The 20,750-nt window shown below is 45.5% G+C and carries 20 protein-coding genes; 12 read left to right on the top strand and 8 right to left on the bottom strand.

The genetic code is table 11. The features are described 5' to 3' along the window. Window positions 1-152: 152 nt before the first annotated feature. From SGI98_00225 to argH, 4 genes are all read right to left on the bottom strand, one after another. Window positions 153-620 (bottom strand): Rrf2 family transcriptional regulator, encoded by a 468-nt coding sequence (locus tag SGI98_00225; protein MDZ4741826.1) that lies wholly within the window; start codon window positions 618-620, stop codon window positions 153-155. A 74-nt stretch (window positions 621-694) separates the two neighbouring features. Further along, complete coding sequence (locus tag SGI98_00230) at window positions 695-1,774, bottom strand: fatty acid desaturase (protein MDZ4741827.1); 1,080 nt, start codon at window positions 1,772-1,774, stop codon at window positions 695-697. 17 nt (window positions 1,775-1,791) lie between these two features. Further along, entirely contained in the window at window positions 1,792-3,078 is a 1,287-nt protein-coding gene (gene lysA / locus SGI98_00235) for a diaminopimelate decarboxylase (GenBank protein ID MDZ4741828.1), read from the bottom strand. Window positions 3,079-3,146: 68 nt separating this feature from the next. Next, the gene (gene argH, locus SGI98_00240) at window positions 3,147-4,529 is read right to left on the bottom strand and encodes an argininosuccinate lyase (protein ID MDZ4741829.1); all 1,383 of its coding nucleotides are present in this window, start codon (window positions 4,527-4,529) and stop codon (window positions 3,147-3,149) included. Between the two features lie 118 nt (window positions 4,530-4,647). On the opposite strand from argH, the gene SGI98_00245 reads away from it, so the two are divergent. From SGI98_00245 to SGI98_00255, 3 genes are all read left to right on the top strand, one after another. Next, window positions 4,648-5,337, top strand: coding sequence for a hypothetical protein (locus tag SGI98_00245; protein ID MDZ4741830.1), 690 nt, complete (start codon window positions 4,648-4,650; stop codon window positions 5,335-5,337). Window positions 5,338-5,339: 2 nt separating this feature from the next. Next, entirely contained in the window at window positions 5,340-6,683 is a 1,344-nt protein-coding gene (locus tag SGI98_00250) for an MFS transporter (protein MDZ4741831.1), read from the top strand. 157 nt (window positions 6,684-6,840) lie between these two features. Beyond that, window positions 6,841-7,167, top strand: coding sequence for a hypothetical protein (locus tag SGI98_00255; GenBank protein MDZ4741832.1), 327 nt, complete (start codon window positions 6,841-6,843; stop codon window positions 7,165-7,167). Here the strand turns inward: SGI98_00255 and hemH are convergent. Continuing rightward, window positions 7,154-8,182 (bottom strand): ferrochelatase, encoded by a 1,029-nt coding sequence (hemH, locus tag SGI98_00260; GenBank protein ID MDZ4741833.1) that lies wholly within the window; start codon window positions 8,180-8,182, stop codon window positions 7,154-7,156. The genes SGI98_00255 and hemH overlap by 14 nt on opposite strands. Before the next feature lies 1 nt (window position 8,183). Then, window positions 8,184-8,927, bottom strand: coding sequence for a rhodanese-related sulfurtransferase (locus tag SGI98_00265; GenBank protein ID MDZ4741834.1), 744 nt, complete (start codon window positions 8,925-8,927; stop codon window positions 8,184-8,186). Window positions 8,928-9,193: 266 nt separating this feature from the next. On the opposite strand from SGI98_00265, the gene SGI98_00270 reads away from it, so the two are divergent. The 9 genes from SGI98_00270 (at window position 9,194) to SGI98_00310 (ending at window position 18,497) form a co-directional block, all read left to right on the top strand. After that, entirely contained in the window at window positions 9,194-9,937 is a 744-nt protein-coding gene (locus SGI98_00270; GenBank protein ID MDZ4741835.1) for an MIP/aquaporin family protein, read from the top strand. 13 nt (window positions 9,938-9,950) lie between these two features. Then, window positions 9,951-11,447: a glycerol kinase GlpK gene (gene glpK / locus SGI98_00275; GenBank protein ID MDZ4741836.1), complete on the top strand. Its 1,497-nt coding sequence runs from the start codon at window positions 9,951-9,953 to the stop codon at window positions 11,445-11,447. After that, a complete protein-coding gene (locus tag SGI98_00280) occupies window positions 11,444-13,012 on the top strand; it encodes a glycerol-3-phosphate dehydrogenase/oxidase (protein ID MDZ4741837.1) in 1,569 nt (522 codons plus the stop codon). Before glpK ends, SGI98_00280 begins: the two co-directional genes overlap by 4 nt. A gap of 410 nt (window positions 13,013-13,422) precedes the next feature. Continuing rightward, entirely contained in the window at window positions 13,423-14,466 is a 1,044-nt protein-coding gene (locus tag SGI98_00285) for a hypothetical protein (protein ID MDZ4741838.1), read from the top strand. A 206-nt stretch (window positions 14,467-14,672) separates the two neighbouring features. Next, window positions 14,673-15,308, top strand: a complete 636-nt coding sequence (locus SGI98_00290; protein ID MDZ4741839.1) for a sigma-70 family RNA polymerase sigma factor — start codon at window positions 14,673-14,675, stop codon at window positions 15,306-15,308. A gap of 4 nt (window positions 15,309-15,312) precedes the next feature. Further along, window positions 15,313-15,774: a hypothetical protein gene (locus SGI98_00295; GenBank protein MDZ4741840.1), complete on the top strand. Its 462-nt coding sequence runs from the start codon at window positions 15,313-15,315 to the stop codon at window positions 15,772-15,774. Next, a complete protein-coding gene (locus tag SGI98_00300) occupies window positions 15,752-16,846 on the top strand; it encodes a S1C family serine protease (GenBank protein MDZ4741841.1) in 1,095 nt (364 codons plus the stop codon). The genes SGI98_00295 and SGI98_00300 overlap by 23 nt, the downstream gene beginning before the upstream one ends. Window positions 16,847-16,985: 139 nt before the next feature. After that, window positions 16,986-17,531 (top strand): hypothetical protein, encoded by a 546-nt coding sequence (locus SGI98_00305; GenBank protein MDZ4741842.1) that lies wholly within the window; start codon window positions 16,986-16,988, stop codon window positions 17,529-17,531. Window positions 17,532-17,567: 36 nt separating this feature from the next. Next, on the top strand, window positions 17,568-18,497 hold the full coding sequence (locus SGI98_00310; protein MDZ4741843.1) for a TraB/GumN family protein: 930 nt from the start codon (window positions 17,568-17,570) through the stop codon (window positions 18,495-18,497). On the opposite strand, the gene SGI98_00315 is transcribed toward SGI98_00310, so the two are convergent. Next, the gene (locus SGI98_00315) at window positions 18,480-19,523 is read right to left on the bottom strand and encodes a hypothetical protein (GenBank protein ID MDZ4741844.1); all 1,044 of its coding nucleotides are present in this window, start codon (window positions 19,521-19,523) and stop codon (window positions 18,480-18,482) included. The genes SGI98_00310 and SGI98_00315 overlap by 18 nt on opposite strands. Window positions 19,524-19,714: 191 nt before the next feature. Beyond that, window positions 19,715-20,740: a hypothetical protein gene (locus tag SGI98_00320; GenBank protein MDZ4741845.1), complete on the bottom strand. Its 1,026-nt coding sequence runs from the start codon at window positions 20,738-20,740 to the stop codon at window positions 19,715-19,717. Window positions 20,741-20,750: the final 10 nt, after the last annotated feature.

Consider the following 20,750-nt stretch of genomic DNA (forward strand, 5'->3'; position numbering starts at 1 on the left):
CGGCAGCCGTACCCTGCGCGATGAGCGCATAACCAAGGGCCGCGAGGATGAGGGTTTTGATTATGTTTAATTTCATATTTTTTTCCTGTTGTGAAATTTGATTTTTATTACTCATATACGTCTAGATAAGTCGTTATTTAGGTTATTTTTTTTTAGATTCCCGCCCCACCAATCAATCGATCAGAAAAAACCTCTTCATTTGTCACGACTCGTCCCTGGAAAACATGGGCGAGGGTGGCTTGATCCATCAGGTTTGCTACATAATTCCTGATATCAAGCATGACCCTGCGGAACCGGCAAACGGGCTCCTGAGAGCATCTCTCGTATCCGCTGAATGAGACACAACCAAGGGGAGCCAAAATACCATCAAAATGCCTGACGATCTCACCGAGAGCAATTTGCTCAGGGGGTTTAGCTAGAATGTAGCCGCCCTTTGTTCCGGGGATACTGTCAGCCCAACCCTTGGACTTTAAATCCAGCATGATGTGTTCGAGAAAACGTTTGGGTATATCATTACGTCTGGCCAATTCACGAATCGGGATCGGTTGTTTAGATTCGTAATACTCGACAAGAGTAAATATGGCTCTCAGTGCATAATCTGTTTTTTTAGATAACTTCATAATAACGACCAGTCTTATCGTATATAAGAAAAATAAAGTCAAGCAGTCATTCAAAAAGATTAAACATAAAAAAGTCAGGCTTCCGACTTGGCTTCCAGTAACACTGACTCGTCACCGGCAATTTCGTAGGTATCATTTTCAGGGAGTTTGGCGAAAAATGAGTAACCGGGTTCCTGTTTCTGGCGTTTTAATACCGCAAATATGCCTTTCCATGTTTCAACCAATCCACGTGGGCTCGCGGGGAGGTGGGCTTCCAGCGCCGTGTGCAATTTGCCTAGATTATAACAGGGAACGGAAGGATACATGTGGTGCTCGATATGATAATTCATCCTCCAATAAAGAAAGCTGGGAAAGGGATGGAGGATAAAGGTACGGCAGCAGAGGCGGAAGTCTGGAACATTTGGCGGGAGGCCAACGTGTTGCGGAAAACCGACAAAAAAAGCCAACCAGCTCCCGATAAAGGGAGCAAGAGTCACAAGCACGATTAATGGCCAGAGATGAAAATAGATGAAGGCACCCAAGAGCAGGGCATTTCCGATCAGGATGAACCGTGACCAGTCGGCGAGGTCCTTGCGGAGCTTTAGATTGCTCTCAGGCATGATGAGGGGTTCCCAAGTCCCCTGCAATTTGCCGAAGGCATAACGGAGATTTGTCAGGACAGAAACCCTGAGGAGGTAGGTATTAAAGATGAAGCTATTAAACCATGTCATGGGATTAACCGTAATCGGCTGGATAATCTCCTGATCGAGATCGTCGTATGTCGTGTATTGATGGTGTTTGACGTGGCTAGCGCGGTAGTGATGGTAATTCCAGATGGTCAGGAAAGAAACGATCCTGATGGCCATATCATTCAGCCAAGGGGTTTTAAATGTGGATTTGTGACTGAGCTCGTGGATCGCCGCCGATGGTCCGAGGAAAGTATAAAATGTCCCGTGGATATAACACAGCAGGGCCGTCACATACCATGGCCACTGGTACCAAGAGTAATAAGCTAGAGCACCAGTGCAAAACACCAAGGCCAAGTGCCCGCCAAATTGCCACCAACCTTTGGCGTCACTCCGTTTCATGAGTTCGCTCATGATCTTTTTATCGACGGGCACACGGTGCCATTTGATTTGTTCTTTTTCCGTGGGGGTAGCAGGTGCTGTGCTCATGATATAATATATTGTTACTAGACTTTTTCGCCTTCGATTAAATCTTGGAAGCTTTGCCGAGTACGGATCACACGGGCTTTGCCTCCATCGACGAGGATTTCAGCGGGGAGGGGACGGGAGTTATAATTCCCGCCCATGACAAAACCGTAGGCACCGGCACTCATGATCGAAAGTAATTCCCCCTCTTTTGGCGCGGGCAATTTGCGGTCGTGGGCAAAACAATCGCCACTCTCGCAGACAGGGCCGACGATATCGGCCACGACCTGTTTTGAGGAGGACTTTTTGACTGGGATAATCTCGTGGAAACTATCATAGAGAGCCGGGCGGATCAGATCATTCATGGCCGCATCAACGATGACGAAATTTTTAATCCCTGTCTTTTTGACGAATTGGACTTCTGTCAGGAGTACCCCGGCATTTCCGGCAATAAAACGGCCGGGCTCAATCACGATTTTTACTCCGAGTGGTTTGAGCAGGGGAATCAAATGATCAGCGTATTCTTGTGGAGTCAGGAATTTTTTGGATTCCTTGCCCTTCCACCATTTCGGCTCAGCACTGGCCAGCGCGTGATCATAAACGATTTCGATCCCGCCGCCGATATCAAATGTTTTAAAGGTGGCATGTTTGCCTTTGAGGTCTTTGACCAAGGGAATGACTTTTTTGACGGCGGCGACAAAGGGTTTTACATCGCCGATGCGAGAGCCGATATGCATCTGCAGGCCGTAAATCTCAATATGGGATAATTTTGCCGCATGGGCATAAACGGCGGGAACCTGCTCAAAAGCGATTCCAAATTTATTTTCATAAGTGCCCGTGGTGATTTTTTTATGTCCGCCGGCCTCGACATTAGGATTCACCCGGACAGCGATGCGGGCTTTTGTGCGCAATTTGCGTGCGACTTTATTTATCCTGTCGAGCTCGGGCAAGCTCTCGACATTAAAGCAGCCGATATCCCGTTTGAGTGCGTACTCGATTTCAGCTTCAGTTTTTCCGACCCCGGCAAAAACACATTTACGGACATCCCCGCCGGCTTTTTCGACACGGAAAATCTCCCCGGCACTCACGGTGTCAAATCCCCCGCCCAGTCGCGCAATTTGCTTCAAAAGCGCGAGATTAGAATTCGCCTTCATGGCGTAACAAACCTGGTGATCCAGAGGTGAAAGGGCTTTGTCTAATTTTTGATAATGGTCTTGGAAGGTCGCTAAAGAATATACGTAGAGCGGTGTGCCATGTTTTTTAGCCAGTGCGGCCAGAGAAACATTTTCACAATGGAGTACAGCGCCTTTATAACGGAATGAATGCATAGGGGCGCAATTTATAGCGTTCCTGCTGCAAATTGCAATCGCACTTTGAGAGCAAAAAGGAAGAAAGTTTAATCGTTATATCCTTCACGCCGCATCAGCTCTTCCCACCGGTGTAATTGGTCATCGACATTTTTAAATGACGGTGCCCCAGTGACTGTACGGGCTGTGATCGAGGCTTTTACTGTCAAGATTTTCTGAATATCTTCATCGAAAGCGACGGAAAATTCTTTCATTTCCTCGATCTGCAAGTCTGTTAATGCCTTACCGGTCTCTACGCAGCGACCGACCATTTTCCCGATAATCTCGTGGGCATTCCTGAAAGGAACCCCCTTTTTGACCAGATAGTCAGCCATGTCGGTAGCCAGAAGCATCGCATCATTAACCGCTTTCTTGATGCGGGACTCATGAACGTAAACGGTCTCGATCATTTTGGATAAAACATTCAGCCCGGACTTCACCGTGTCCACTGAGTCAAATACGGCTTCCTTGTCCTCCTGCATGTCGCGGTTGTACGTCATGGGTAAACCCTTCATCGTGGTCAGAAGCGACAAGAGGTTTCCGAAGAGTCGACCTGTCTTACCACGGGCGAGCTCGGCGATATCGGGGTTTTTCTTCTGGGGCATCAGGCTTGAACCCGTGCTATAAGCGTCGTTGAGGACGATGAATTTGAATTCCGAGGAAGCCCAGAGAATGATGTCTTCACACATACGGGAAATATGGACTCCGATGATCGCGATGTCTGAAAGGACCTCCATAAAGAAATCTCGGTCACTGACGGCATCCATACTATTTTTAGTGACATCACTAAAGTCCAGCAGCTTGGCGACCATTTCGCGGTTGACGGCAATGGTGCTTCCCGCGATGGCGCCGGAGCCTAAAGGCATATAATTGATCCGTTTGGAGGCATCTTGAAGGCGGTTAAAGTCGCGGTCAAACATCTCGACATAGGCGAGTAGGTGATGGGCAAAAAGAACGGGTTGGGCGCGTTGGAGGTGGGTATAACCGGGCATGACGAGTGTGTCATACTTGCGTCCGAGCCCGACCAAGGATTTTTGCATGCGCCGCAGGTGACGCTGGATTTCCTTGACCTCAAAGCGGATGTAGAGGCGTGCGTCCAGAGCGACTTGGTCATTACGGCTGCGGGCCGTGTGGAGTTTACCCCCGACCGGACCTATCTTTTTGATCAAGGCCGCCTCGATATTCATGTGAATGTCTTCGAGTGAAGGATCAAATTCGAATTTATCAGCTTTAATCTCATCACGGATGGCATGGAGTCCGCCGATGATGGTATCCCTTTCTATTGCTGTGAGAATCCCGATATCCGCCAGCATGGCTGCATGGGCGACACTTCCCTGGATATCATAAGGGTAGAGTCTCCAATCATAGGAGATAGATTCCGTGTAATCCCTGACTTCATCAGCCGTCTTTTCTTTAAATCTTCCGTGCCACATAAGAAGCTTAATTTATCTTGAAAGACGGCTTTGAAAAGGTCTTTTTCGTTACTTTCTATAAAAAATATAAAAATAGTATTTTCAAGAGGCCGAGTAACGCTAAATTGCGGTTCCCTTTATGTTACGATTAAAAATACATGAGTGGTTGGTTTTCTTTGTGATGATCGCTGCGATTGCCGGGTTTTTCATGCCCTGGGCTAAAATTAATTTCCTGCCCAGTCTGGCTTTGGAAAGGATGGCTGAGAAAGTCGCCCATGACCTCGGCAGTAAAAATGATTTCTATTTGAAGGATTTTTTTGTCATGAAAGAGTATGAGCTCAGGGCTGCCAATGCTGATTTATGGAAAGGAATGAGTGGATTCCAGCTACCCGCCATAGTCAATAAAAGAAATACAGATGGGTTAATGGCGAACTTAGCACTACAGGCATTATTCGGACATAAAGGCACGGAGCAAAAGGCTTTACTGGTGTACGCTTATCCCTTGATCGTGGTGGCTTCATTCCTGATGTTAATATCTGTCCAGAAAAATAGGCGGCTTTTATTAATTCCATCTGTACTCGCCTTGGTTTTCTACTTTTGGACGCGCTATAGGATTATCACGACAGAGCTGGAACGCTCCGTCTTGCAATTACAAATCGGGTGGGGACTCTGGATTTGCTTATATAGCCTGCTCGTGACCGGGATACTCATGTTCTTGTTTGCATTTGCCCCGGCTCGGTTAATGGGTGGTGCAGGAAAGAAAAGTAAAGGAAAAGTCAAATCTACGACGGAAAATGATGAGGCTACTCCTAGGAAGAAAAAGAAATAGTTATGGGAAAGAAGGAATCCCAAAGTTTTCGCTCAGTTTTAGCTGTCAATGATTTCAGGAATCTGTGGTTTGGCCAGATTATCTCCTCTGTCGGTGACCGATTTTACCAATTTGCCCTTCTGAGTATTATTTTTGGAATGGATGCCGGACAAAAAACAGGGCCAGAAGCCGCAAGGATTCTCTTTTTCAGCTTGTTACCGGCAGTCGTTTTTGGACCGTTTTTAGGAATCCTCTGTGACTGTTTTGATCGGAAAAAAATCATGATTTTTTCGGATATCGTCAGGGCTGTTTTGGTTCTGACGATTCCTTTCATTTGGATTCAAACAGGTTCACTCGTGGGCGTGTACGGCATTCTATTCTTGATGGGAACCATGTCTGCGGCTTTTATTCCGGCGCGACAATCAGCTTTACCTTCGCTTGTGGAGGCGAAGCACCTTGTCGTGGCAAACTCCCTTGCAGCCGCCGTCGGCGTCATCGCAAATTGCGTGGGTGTAACGATTAGTACGGTTTATACCGCTCTATTCCCGGCAGCAGCGGGTGCTTACAGTGGATTTATCATTAATTCCCTGGCTCTTTTTTCGTCCGCGGTTTTTCTATGGAAAATCAAGACCGACCTGAAGCCCCTCCGTCATGAACACCCTTTTGAATCCGTCTGGAGTGAGTTAAAATTTGGGCTTAAAGCCATTATTGAAGACCGCCTGATCCTGACCATGACCGCGATTTTCGGGTTATTTGCTTTTGTGCTGGGACTCTTTGTGCCGATTGTCCTGAGCTTCTTATCGGCTACTGGCGGGATTAATTATGAGGGTTGGCACGAATTAGTGATCCGTGGGACCGACCTGATTGAGGCCATTGGTTTTAAGCGCCCCACGATCCAGATGGAGAATCTGGCTCTTGGCATCTTGACCGCTGCAATGGCGGTCGGATTAGGGACTGGAATCATCCTTGTCGCCAAGAAAAAGAAAATCTCTCACGCATCAGCATTGCCTTACTTTAGTCTTTTAATGATGGGGGTTTTCTTCTGTGCCATGGCTAATACCCAGAGTTACACGGCACTCTTTGTGATTGTAATCCTGTTGGGATTTTTTACGGGCGGGGTGGTAATACCGATTGATACCCGTTTACAACTCCATGTCCCGGACAAATTGCGCGGACGTGTGTTTTCCGCCCGGCAAATGGTTTTTAATTCGATCCTACTCTTGGCCCAACTCTTTTTGATCACCGGCACACTCTTCTCCATTTTTGGTCCGGCGAACCTCCTTTTCGCTCTCGGGATCATGACTGTCAGTGTCTCAATCATCGCCTTTGTGGTGACGCCAAATAATTTGCGCAGTGGCCGGTTCTAATTTTACAAAATCCCAGATAATGAAACGGGGATCGAGTCAAACAGGGGTGATACTTTAAAAAAATGTTTTAGAGAGTGGTGGACGGTTAAGTCAAAAAGTCTTTGGCATTTTTCAATGCTTGTATTGGCCGAGTCCTTGTGAGTATCTCAAACGTGAGATGTCACGAAAAAGAGGGACTTACAAGGCTAATGGTATGGGGAGTGGAAGATCCGGATCTTTACCATTGCTGGCTCACCATGATGATTTACTCAAGGTTATTACTGTAATTGCCGCAGGGGTTATACTCGTCTCTGCTTTAGCTTATGGATTCTTGGAGCTATATTGGCGTACTCCCATTCGTTTCCGTCATGGCCTTTTTCTTAAAGGGGTGCCTTTTCGCCAAGAAACCCTTATCGGAGCCGTTCACCGCTCCAATCAACCACTCGTGTGGAATCTCATCATTGATACGGCGTTATTAAATCAAGGGGATATTAGGTTTTCCTGACCAAATCGACAACAGCATCCACCCAGTCGTCGTTGCTATTCAGGCTGGGGATCAGTTGCAAGTCTTCACCCCCGGCGTGGGTGAACTCTTCTTTCCCACGAACGGCGATTTCTTCAAGAGTTTCTAAACAATCGCAGACAAATGAAAGGCAGAAGACCAGAAGCCGTTTTTTACCCTTTTTACCGAGTTCCTTAAAAACTTCGTCAGTGTAAGGTTTGATCCAAGGACTACTCCCGAGGCGGGATTGGAATGTGATTTTATATTGGTCCGGCGAGAGTCCTAGTTCACGGGCAATTTGCCGTGTAGTCTCAAAACATTGGGCCCGATAACAAAAACGGTTTGCATCGGAGATTTCTGCACAGCAGGTATCATCCCTCTTCAGGCAATATCCGGTTTGTCCTTCGCTCTTGGTAATATGGCGTTCGGGCAGTCCGTGATAACTGAAAACAAAGAAATCGGGTTTGAACTGCGCAATTTGCTCCCGCGCGCAATTTGCGTAGGCCGTGATAGTTTTTGGATCGTGGTAGAAGGGGGGGACGACTTTGACAAAAGGGGTATTCCAGAGGGAATTTACCACTTCTAATGCCCGCTGGATGGCGGAACCCGTCGATGAAGAGGCATATTGGGGAAAGAGCGGGAAAATGGTGAGTTCATCGACTCCGGTGGCAGCCAAGGCTTTGAGTTTTGATTCAATGGAGGGGGAGCCATATCTCATCGCATAGGCGACTGTGTAGTCGGGTAATTTTTCGGTGACTTTCCGGCAGAGGTCATCGGTGTGGAAGAGCAGGGGAGATCCCCGTTCCGTCCAGATGGTGGCATAAGCTTCGGCACTTTTTTTCGGGCGGAAAGGCAGGATAAAAAGATTCAGGAGAAACCAACGGCCCAATGGGGAAATGTCGATGACACGCGGGTCGGAGAGGAATTGCGCCAGATAAGGACGGACTTTTTCAGCGGTGGGTGCTTCAGGAGTCCCGAGGTTAACCAAGAGCAGACCTTTTTTGCGGGGAGTATTCATATCAGACCCAAATCTTCCCGACGTAGCTGCCGATTTCAAGCTTGTCTTTCACGGTAGCACGTTTATCGAAGACAAAACATTCCCCTTCCCAGAGGCTTTTTTCCGGCGGGATATCTTCTAAATATTTAAGGATCCCGCCTTTAAGATGGTAAACTTCCTTAAACCCTTTTTTGAGCATGTAAGAGCTGGCTTTTTCGCAACGGATGCCGCCAGTGCAGAACATGGCGACTTTTTTATGTTTCGCGGGATCGAGGTTCTCCTCCACGTATTTGGGGAATTGGCTAAAGTGATGTGTTTGAGGATCGAGTGCCCCTTTGAATGTGCCTAGTTCATATTCGTATTCATTACGTGTATCGATGACGACGACTTCTGGGTCGCTAATGACTTGGTTCCATTCCTCGCTATTGAGATATTTCCCCACGATTTTGGCAGGATTAGCATCCCTGCAACGCATGGTCACAATTTCATTTTTAATTTGGATTTTGAGTTTGTAGAAGGGTTTGAATGGAGACACGGATGTTTTATATTCAATCTCGCCGAATCCAAGGTCTTGAATCGCATATTTGAGGGCGTCCAAAACATCGACCTGACTCCCGGCGATAGTTCCATTGATTCCTTCCCCAGCGATCAGCACTTTTCCGACCATTCCCCGGGCCTTGCAGAATTCCTTGAAAGCAAGTTGCCTGTCCTCGGGGTTCGGGACTTCGATAAATTTATAAAATGCGGCAATAAAGTATTCGGACATATTTAATGAAGTTAAATTAACCTCTCCCCCATTTTCTATGGATTTTTTGGTTTGAGGCAATGCTTTTTCAACTTGTTATTGTTGATTTAGAAATAAAGAGGAGTTCCAGCACGTCACAGGTTAGGGAACTTTTGAGCAAATTTCCGGCGATAGTGGCAATCATTTTTTTTGATTTACCGGAAATGAAGATTGATTTTAGACGAACGGAACTAAAAATACCGATAAATAACTGGACAAGATTTTATTGGTCACGATATATTATCTTTGTGTCACCTGCTTTCGCCGAATTTATAGGAACGGCTCTACTCATCATCTTGGGGAACGGTGTGGTCGCAAACTGTTTACTGAACCGTAGCAAGGGGAAAAATGGTGGATGGATCGTTATTTCCGTCGGATGGGCTTTGGCTGTTTTTGTCGGGGTCTTTGCCGTGGCGCGTGTCAGCGGGGCTCATTTGAACCCGGCAGTGTCAGTGGCTATGGCTATTACCGGTCACTTTTCTTGGGGCTTGGTTCCTTCCTATATCGTAGCCCAGATTTTGGGAGCGATGACCGGGGCTGGCATTGTCTGGCTGGCCTATCTGCCTCACTGGAAAATCTCGACGGATCCGGCGGCAAAGCTCTCTATTTTTTGTACTACTCCCGCGATCCGTTGTTATCCCGCAAATCTGATTTGTGAAATAATCGGCACATTTGTCCTGATCTTCGGGATTTTGGCAATGAAAGGAGCCACGGGACAATCACCCGATGGTGCTGTCTACCCGATTAATCTCGGAGCCTTGGGAGCCTTACCTATTGGTTTACTCGTCTGGGCCATCGGTCTTTCCCTTGGAGGGCCGACCGGATACGCGATTAATCCGGCCCGCGATCTGGGACCACGCATTGCACACGCACTCCTGCCTATTGCCGGAAAAGGAACCAGTGATTGGGGTTACTCATGGATTCCCATTGTGGGCCCCTTGGTCGGGGGCATCCTAGCCGCATTAGCCTATCAGGAACTCGGATCATTTTAATCATTCAAAACTTATGAAATATATCCTCTCCCTCGATCAAGGTACGACGAGTTCACGCGCCATTATTTATGACGAGAATTTACACCAGGTGGCCGCTGTGCAAAAAGAATTCACCCAGTACTTTCCCCAAACTGGGTGGGTAGAACATGATCCGGAGGAAATTTGGGCATCAGTCCTTGCCACTGCCCGTGCTGCTGTAGCCAAGGCTATGATTAAACCCGGAGAGATCGCTGCGATCGGGATCACGAATCAGAGGGAGACAATTGTCGTCTGGGAAAAGTCCACAGGCAAACCTGTTTATCCTGCGATTGTCTGGCAAGATCGCCGCACGAGTGAATACGTTGCCGCATTGAAGGAAGGCGACAAAGAAAATCTTGTCCAGCAACGGACGGGATTACTTTTGGATCCCTATTTTTCCGCGAGTAAACTCCACTGGATCCTCCGTCAGATTCCTGACGGTCATACACGGGCGGAGGCTGGTGAACTCTCTGCGGGGACAATCGATAGTTGGCTCATCTCAAAGCTGACCGGTGGGAAAAGTCACATTACGGATGTGACAAACGCTTCGCGTACCATGCTGATGAATATCCGGACAGGTCAGTGGGATAAGGATTTGCTCGCCCTCTTCGACATCCCGCGCAATTTGTTGCCGGAAATCGTCTCCAGTAGTGGGGCTTTGGCCATGGCAGATGCTACCCATTTTGGCGAAAAAATCCCGATTTGTAGTGCGGTGGGAGACCAACAGTCCGCCCTTTTCGGGCAATTATGTACGAAGCCCGGACTAGTCAAATGTACTTACGGGACGGGTTGTTTCATGCTTCTTTTTACCGGGACGGATGCGATCTCCAGTAGTAACCGTTTATTGACCACTGTCGCCTGGCGCTTGGGCAACGAGCCGATGCAATATGCGCTGGAAGGAAGTGTCTTTATGGGAGGGGCCTCCATTCAATGGTTACGGGACGGGCTGGGGATTATTAAAACGGCACCGGAGGTTAATGATCTTGCGGGCAGTGTGAATGATAGTGGCGGGGTGATTCTCGTGCCCGCTTTCACGGGGCTCGGGGCTCCGTACTGGGACCCTTCCGCGCGGGGGACTTTGTTAGGTTTGAGTCGGGGAACCACCGCCGCACATATTGCACGGGCGACCCTCGACGGCATTGCATTCCAAGTTGCCGATTTATTGATCTCCATGGAAAGGGATAGTGGCCGGCGGATATCCATTCTCCGTGTGGATGGTGGGGCTTCGGCGAGCAATTTGCTCATCCAGACCCAATCCGATTTATTAGGAACGACGGTGGAGCGCCCGATAAATATCGAGAGCACGGCTCTCGGTGCAGCTATGATGGCAGGCCTCGGGGCAGGGATTTGGCCGGATATTGATTTCCTCACTCAAATCCGCGAGGTGGACCGCAAATTTACCCCAAATATTACTGCCAAAGAACGAAGGGCGCGGATGAAAATATGGAAAAAAGCGGTGAAACGTGCACAAGGATGGGAAACTAATTTATGAATAGAAACAAATTGCTCGAGCGACTCGATTCAGAAAAAGACTGGGACGTGATTATTATCGGTGGAGGCGCGACTGGACTCGGTGTCGCTGTTGATGCGGCCACAAGGGGATTTCGCACGCTCCTTCTGGAAGCCCATGATTTTGCCAAAGGCACTTCCAGCCGGAGCACCAAACTCGTCCATGGAGGCGTACGCTATTTGGAGCAGGGGGATATCCCTTTGGTCCTTGAAGCCTTGCGCGAAAGGGGATTGATGCACCAAAATGCCCCGCACCTTGTCCATCACCTTTCGTTTATTGTGCCCCGTTACCAATGGTGGGAGGGGCCATTTTTTGGTATCGGTTTAAAAGTCTATGATGCCTTAGCAGGAAAACTCAATCTCGCCCCGTCAAAAATGCTTTCACGCGAGGAAACGATAAAACAAATCCCAAATATCGAAACGGAAAAACTCTTGGGTGGGGTCGAATATTTTGATGGTCAATTTGATGACGCCCGTTTGGCCGTGACCCTAGCCCGGACGGCCCATGACCATGGTGGATGTCTTTTGAATTATATAAAAGTCACGGGGCTGACCAAGAAAGAGGGGATGACTGCCGGTGTGAATTGTGAAGATGTGATATCGGGGAAAACTTATTCATTAAATGCCTCCGTGGTCATTAATGCCACGGGTATTTTTTCCGATAATATCCGTCTGATGGATGACGTCAATGCCTCGCGTGCCGTACAACCCAGCCAGGGAGTCCACCTGGTTTTTGACCGTTCATTCCTCCAAGGAGATTCGGCAATTATGGTTCCCCATACCGATGATGGACGGGTTCTTTTTGTCATCCCGTGGCATGGAAAGGTCTTGGTGGGAACCACGGATACTGCGATGGATCACGCTGACCTCGAGCCCCGTGCGATGAAAGAAGAAATCGGGTTCATCCTGCGGAATGCCGCCCGTTATCTGGCCCGTGATCCTAAAGAAGAGGATATCTTGAGTGTTTTTGCCGGGCAACGTCCTCTTGTCAGGCCGCCCGGAAAAAATGGTGCAGCAACCAAAACCATTTCGCGGAATCATGAGGTGCTAGTTTCTGACTCAGGACTCCTGACCATCGTCGGAGGGAAATGGACGACTTACCGGAAAATGGCCGAAGACACCGTCGACCATGCCATTACCCTCGGTGGATTGCCTCATCGGCCCTGTGTCACGACAAATCTCCAGTTGCATGGCTGGAGAAGCCCCCATGCTGAAGCTTTACCTGAAGCCTTAGCGGTTTATGGTTCGGAATCATCCCAGTTGGATGAATTGATAAAGGAATTTCCCGCGTTGGGGCAGCCATTACACCATAGCCTCCCCTATTTATTAGCCAGCATTGTCTGGGCGGCTCGCCATGAAATGGCTTTGACAGTGGAGGATGTCCTTTCCCGGCGCACCCGCAGTCTTCTCCTCAATGCCCAAGCTTCAATCGAGGCAGCCCCGGTGGTGGCCGGGATTTTGGCCAATGAACTCGGGAGGAATGATGAATGGCTTAAAAATCAAGTTAAAGAATATACCACCCTCGCTAAAGGATATCTCAACTCGTGAAAATCTTTAATCGGGGGAGGGGTTCATTTTTACAGTATTAAGATTTGATCCCAGTGAGTCTAATATCGTCAAAAGTAAGGGGAAAATAGATTAGCGAAGATTATCTTGATCTCCTCGGAAAAAACTCATTACCCTCGTCCACGCTCGTTGGCAGAGAGGAGAAGAATTCTTATCTTCAGGTAAAACCTCATGTGTATCGAAGTTTTTATGTGTTTCTATGGATAAATAAGGTGATAAAAGGAAGCTGGATGTAATCGTTTGACTAAAAAATAAAAACTTGCATTTAAGGAATTCTTTAAGTATGAATTTTAGGCTAATTAAAATTTCGAGTGTTTTCTTCTCTTCTTTTACTCATGAAATTAAAATAGTTAGGTAATTATTAAAAAAATATTTACAGTCTAATTTTAGAAATGGGCGAATTATTTAACATACGAAAAGACCAGAGTAGGATCGACCAAGACTATTTTTCTGCGTTTTGGCATAATATTGCCAAGCAAAGGACTGATACATTAGTCGCACAGTTTACTACTTGGTGCCAAAATGATTTTGCTGAAGAAGCCACTTTTCAAGACTCATGGGATCAGACCCAAAGGATTCTTTATAACCTGCAACCATTCCTGGAAAGTAAAAATATTGATCAGGTGTCTTGTTTAATTTTGACTTCACTACTGCAAAATCTGAATAAAGACAAAGAGACTAATTTGATGCTTGCCCGGAAGTGGTTACACAGCATCAAGACCCCCTTAAATCTCCGTGAAAAAATCTGCCGGTTCTTGATTTATCAGGATGAGACCCTCAAAATCAGCCAGAAATTTGCCGACAGTGAAGTAGAAGCCGTCAAAACAGTAATTAAGACCTCTTGGTTGGCAAATAATGCAGACTTATTACTCCTTCAAAATGTAAAGGGGGAAGTGCTGAAATATACAGAGCATGGGGAGAACCTTCTAATATGGAAACTGATCTGTGAGGAATACTGTTGTTACGACAGCCCTTATAATTTTTCTACACCGCAGGATAAATTCCATTTCTTCTATAATATTCCGAAAACAAGCCATACACGGACTCTGAGCATGGCGCAAAAGGGGGTGACTCTTTTGACCGGATTGGCTCCTGAATATTGGGAAAATTGGATATCAGAGCACCAACCCAACACATCATTGCTGGTGGGGTTGAATACCTCGACAGGGATCAATGCATTACCCTATATTAATCTTGACACGAGGATAGGTGAACAAGAGCTTGAGGCATTACTCCTCAAATATATCCATAACCAATGGCACACCGTGATAGCTGTGGAGAATCTCGAAACCCGGGTCAGGAATAGTTGTTTGGCCAAAATCGGGCAGGAATCATTTACCAAGGTGGTATATGCCGAGGGTATTGAGCCCGGGAAAAATATTCCCGAACCCATCGAGGGACATGAGTTTTACCTGAATTCCTTCCAGACACATTAGGATTTGTTTCCAAAGAACGATTAAATCCCGTTCTACAATCAAGATGGGCGAAGAAGTGTCATTCGATCTTCAATAGGGGGGAAATAGAGGGTCTTTTTAATGACTGTCACAGAACTTTCTGTCGGGATAACAGTTTTACTTTGATTCGGAAACCGTTCTCAAGCTAGATTAGGACAGAGACCGTTTTAGCCAATATTCAAGTCAAAATGCCGGAATCCCAAGAATCATCTGAAAACCCGATACCCGTTTCATCCCCGAAAACCCTTTCGGAAATGAACGATATTGAATTGGTGGCATTGGTTAAGGACGGAAAAACGAATGCTTACGATGAGTTGATTAACCGATATAAGGGTAAAATATATAGTACGATCTATAACATGACCTCAAATCACGAAGATACGAATGACTTAATGCTGGAGGTATTTGAGAAAGCCTATTTTTCAATTGAAAAATTCAAGGGGAAGTCAAGTTTTTCTACGTGGATATATCAGATTACCAAAAATCATGTGATTAACTTCTGTAGCAGGCGCAAGAATCAGAGTGACAAGAATTTCAGCCTGAATGAAATCGAAATGGATGATGAAAATAGGTCGGTTTTAAAGGAGCTTGTTTCACCAGAAAATACAGACAGGGATGTCAATATAAATGAATTACAGAAAAATTTGAACGAATCACTCCAGAAACTGTCTAATGAACATAGATTAACTGTGGTTTTGCATGATGTAGAAGGTAAGACCAGCGGTGAAATTGGAGCAATCATGGGTTGCTCTGAAGGAACAGTCCGGTCGAGATTACATTATGCTCGACAGCAGTTACAAAATAGTCTAAAGAAATACTTGTAAAATTATGACACAAACCGATATAGAAAAATTACAGAAGTTGTTAGAAATAAAAAAGTTAGAGCAACCAAGTGAATTCTATTTTGAAAGTGTTGTTTCCTCTTTTCACCGCCGTATTGACGCACATCAGGCTGAGGCTGGTTGGTTGAATAAAATTATCGGTATATTTGATTTTTCACCTCGGATGCAAGCTGTTTATGCGACAGGAATCGCTTGTATCATTGCGATTGGTATTTTTACTGCTCAAAATGTGGATCATCGTAAAAATACTTCCAAAACACCACTTTTAGCCTCACAAAAGGCAAATTTTGTAAATGACAGTACCGATCAACTCTATAAAGCGCAGAATGCCGATAATATTCGTGAGTTAATTTTAGCCAGTAATGTGATGGCTGATGCTGACCCCGTAAAAACAAGTTATGTTTTAGATGTACAACCTGTATCTTATGAAAATGGGCTTAGCTTCTAAAGTAAAGATCCTCGTTTTTTCTTCAATAATCTTATTAGGATTAACGGGCCTATCCCGTTCACAATCTATTGAAACTAACGCCTCAGCGACAGTTTTTGATCAAGTCGGCAAGGAAGTTAGCAAGATATTTGAAAAATCAAAAGATTCTGTCATAAAAGTTAAAAGTTTTATTATCAGCCAAGAGACTGACCCAAAGGGAACGACGCTAGAAGCTACGGGTTTTTTTATTGATGATAATGGGACGATTTTAACGACCTACAGTGTGCTGCGTGGAGCAGAGAGCACATGGATAGAAATCGGTGATAAACGTTACGATGCAAAGGTTATTGGTGCTGACCCTCGGAGCAGGGTGGCAATGTTAAAGATAAACTATAAGTCGAAGGCTTTTTTAGATATCGCAAACTCAGGAAACCTCGAAATTGGGCGTGCAGTGCTTTCGATCGGGTATCCGTATAATCTGCCCAGTTCTCCTAATTTCGGTTTTATCGGTGGCTTTGACACAAAATACCAAGAGAATTTTTTTGTAACAACACACATCAGAGCCAATCTCCCGATTAGTCCAGGACAGGCCGGTAGTCCTCTTTTGACTTCTGACGGTAAAGTTGTAGGAATGCTCGTGGCAGGAATGGAAGATGGAAAAGCCTGTTACGCCCTTCCATCAAATGCCATTAAGAAGGTGAAGTCTGACATGGAGAAATACAATGGTGATGTTAAACATGCTTGGGTAGGTGTTAATGTGATCAAGGCAGCTCCTGTGGCAGACGAGAGGACAGTCGTTATCAGAAATTTGAATCCTGGTACGCCTGCCGAGCAATCAGGGCTCCAGAACGGTGATGTGGTTCTAAAGATTGATAATTATAATATTCGGGAGCCTAAAGATGTTCTCGACGCTTCTTTTTATGCAAAAGTAGGGGAACCTATTACCATCACTGTACTCCGTGATGGTAAGAAAGTGGAGTCTACCGTCACCCTTACGACCAGACCAGCTACTTCACAATCAGTCGAAAAACTTCCCACTTCTTTGGCTCCTGAAAATTTTGATAAGTTACAAATCGGCGGCAAGTTGCCTTGAGTTATTTTGTCTTATTCTATTGCTGATTAATTATTGACTTTACAGTGGATCACTTAATACTCTGTATCATATGATGTCCCGCATTCTTTCTTCGTTGATTGTTTTTACTCTTATTTTAACAGCATGTTCATCCACACGGATGACGAATACTTGGAAGGATAGCAGCTATTCAGCGGGTTATCTCAATAATGTATTGGTCTTGTGCTCAGAGTCAAATTCAGCGGCAACCAGGACATTTGAAGATACTTTTGTAAGCAGGCTTCAAGCAATGGGAATCAAAGCCACACCGGGTTATCAAGTTGTCCCCCAAGGGCAAACTCTTAACGAGCCACAGTTGACTTCACTCATCCAAAGCCAGGGTTATCAATATGTACTGGTTTCCAAGGTAAAATCTGTCGAGACAAAAACCGAACAAGTGGCAGGGGCTGTATATGATCCGGGCATGTATAATACTTATTATGGGGGAGGAGCTGGATCGGCCCCATTTGCTCCGAGCAGCACCATTAAATTTAACATAGCCACTCTCGAATCAAAAGTGTATACCGTTCAAAATGCAAAAGTGATTTGGGTGGGACAATCCAAGTCATTTGATCCCCATGCTTCCGCGAATTATGTCAATGGGGTTATATCAACCATTCTGGATGGCTTGGCGAAGGACAATCTGATTCCTACAGTTAAACAGTAAATGACTTGTCGGCGTAGGGATACGACCAAAGATTTCATGGAAAAAATAAAACGTCTGCTTGTTTTATGTCCTTTATATAGGGGATTAAGGGCGTTTTTTTTAGTTTTAATATTCTTCAGCTCACCATTTGTCTTCTCACAACAATCGGTAACGCCTACCCCGTCGAAAACTTTTATTTGGAAAGTTTCTAAAGACGGAAAAAACCTTTATCTGGCCGGTTCAGTCCATCTTCTGAGGCCTAAAGACATGCCATTACCTTCCCGATTCAGGGAGGTTTTTGACAAATCAGAAGAGTGTTACTTTGAAATGGATACAAGGGAAGCCCAGTCCCCACAGGCTATGCTCTTAATCCAGCAAAAGGGGATGTACCAAGGGGATGATGATTTGCGGAAACATATTTCAAAGGAAACGGCATCAAAACTTGATGAGTATTTGCGTTCCCAAGGTTATCCGGAGAACACCTTTGATATGATGCGGCCTTGGTTCCTTTCGATGAATCTGATCATGATGGAGTCGATGAAAATGGGGGCGGCTCCGGATTTGGGACTCGACCAACAAATCAGTCAATGGGCCATAGATGCAGGTAAACCCCTCAAAGGATTTGAGACCATGGAGGATCAAATCGGATTGTTGTCAGGATTCCCAGATAAAGTCCAAGATGAATTCCTCCTCTCGAGTATTCAGGATATCTCTAAACTGGAGAAATTTTATGATGATACCATACTCGCATGGAAAACAGGGAATGCTGCCAAGCTGAATGAACTGATGAATGAGTCTGTAGAAAAATCACCTGAACTTTATGATTTAATCCTTGTGAAGAGAAATAAGAACTGGTTACCCAAGATAGAGAGTGCCCTTGACTCAGGGAAGACTGCTTTTGTGATTGTCGGAGCTGCACATATTACGGGCAAGGACGGTTTATTAGAGTTATTGAAAGCCAAAGGTTATTTAATCGAGCAGATGTGAGCGTTTGTCCCGGGCACGGGGAGAGAATCGGCGTAAAAGAATCCATCCTATAATCATCGATAGGACCAATAATAAATGAGTGTGGGGCTCAGGAATAGCCAAAATATTATAGAAGATCACTCCATTAACCGAGATCAGATCAATACCCCCGGCACCCCCTGTCGCACTGGAGGAGTTTGTCGGATAATAGGTGGGATTTGTCCAATCAAAAAGATTGGTCATATTTCCTCCTGTTGTCGTATCAGATGCAAAAAGTGAGTACCCATAAACTGTTTGTCCATTAGTGATCCCAAGATCAGAGATCGAGAATGAGAGGCCTCCTACACCTTGTGAACCGGTCTCAGTATTGCTGTAACTATTGGTAATCACATCCCCTGTGTTATAACGAAAGAGACGGTAGGAGACTGTCCCAAGGGCATTTGTCGAGCCCCAATTTGTGGGTGCATAAAAAAGTGTAGAATAGGCTGTCGGCTGCATTGTGTTCGTATTGAGTCCGGTGACAATTGAGATGGCAAAAGGATCATGCGCGTTAACATTCCCCCTGTCAAAAACGGCAAAATTCATATTTGTCGTTGCAGTGATTCCATTTTTGAAAAAGAAATCCAAACGTTCAATATTTCCAATATTGGGACCATAATTAGGATTGGGATTTGAAAATGTGTTATCTGTGCCACTCGTCAGGTCATTATCGAGGAGTACCTGTGAATAGTTCGTGTCATAATTTCCCACAAAAACAGCATTATTGGTCGCTGTGTACTGATACCACATGGAGGATTGATTTGTGACGGTCATATTTCTCCGGAAAAAAGCAATGTCAGCCACTCCTGTATTTGAAAATGTCCCATATGAGGACGTAATACTTGTCAGTGATATTTTAGTACCCAAAAAGGGGAACCCTTTATTAGTCGTCGCGGCAGTACTATTTGTCGTCAGTGTTACTCCGGTAATCAATGACTGAGCTAAACCTACTGCCTGAATACAGAGGAAAACACTAAGAGTTAAAAATAATATTTTGATTCTTTTCATGTATGCGTCAAAGCCCTGATCCCTTAAAGCAATTTATGTGTCAGGTATTCTTTTATTCTAAAAATGGTAACAAAATCCCGATAAGCGGTAGTTTTAATACTATTTTAAAGGAGTAAGTGAGTCAGGATTCTCCACCCAGTACTCCGCTTTTGATTTCTATACGACTGAAAAGGAATTCAGGAGAAAGATAATTAAGGGGCTTTTTGATCGAAACGGCTTTTGAAGGTGGCCATTTGTTTTTGAATCTCACCTTTCATTTTCGCGAGACCGACGGTTTTTTTGACATTATTTAGCATGCCAGTGATCAAGTCTGTGAATGTGGAGTTATAATAAAAAACAAAGAAACCCTTCTCCGTTTGGACACCACCGATGACAATAAGGAGGGAGTTATATGAATGGGAAACATAGTACTGCCGTGAAATGGCGAGGAAAGAATCAGGCTGGGGTTTGAAAAATGTGAAATGACTCAGGATAAAGTCGGGACGATCCTCGATATCCTGGCAGGTGAGTTGGAAAAACTGTTCAGCCCCTTTTGGTTGATTCATCGGATAGGCATCAACGGCATCTTTGATATTGATTATCCCTGGGAAAAGATCGGGAAGGCACAGGGCGGCGGCCCGGATTTCATTGGCGACGGAAGTTTCCCCGGATTTCCGGGCATAAGGTGCTACCCCAAAGAGTCCTGATAATCGGTAACTTTCTGCCCGGGTGAATAGGTCTTGTGTAACACGAGGTGTAATGCCCGCTTTTGCATTGTCTGTTTCGAGGGTGAGACTCGTGAACTGAGAGATTTCATCCTTAGAAAGGTTTAGAGTCAGGCCGGGGGCAGCATTCTTGTAAATAATAGCGGCTTCTTCAGTCATACATTTCTCGATGACGGGTTGGATATTTGTCTGCCCGAGCACTGGGTACATCTCCGTAATGGCCAAAGCGGATTTACTCGTATTGATGATATTTCCTTCTTTGATCACTTTTTCAAATTCATCACACGTTGTCTGGAGCAGGAAAAATCCGGACAAAAAAAGTTGTTCATCCGCTGTCTTTGTTGCTTGTTTAAAAATAATCTGTCCTGAAGAGATTTTGGTTATGTCTTCGCTTGTTAATCCACAGGCTTGGGTGATTTGGTCGAAGCGATTAGTTTGTGCACACACGGGGACAATAATGCCCGTGCAGATCAAGCACCATAGAATCAATAATGAGGTGATTTTTATCTGCATGGTAGATTAT

The sequence above is a fragment of the Verrucomicrobiota bacterium genome, assembly GCA_034440155.1.
In the GTDB taxonomy this organism is placed as follows: domain Bacteria; phylum Verrucomicrobiota; class Verrucomicrobiia; order JAWXBN01; family JAWXBN01; genus JAWXBN01.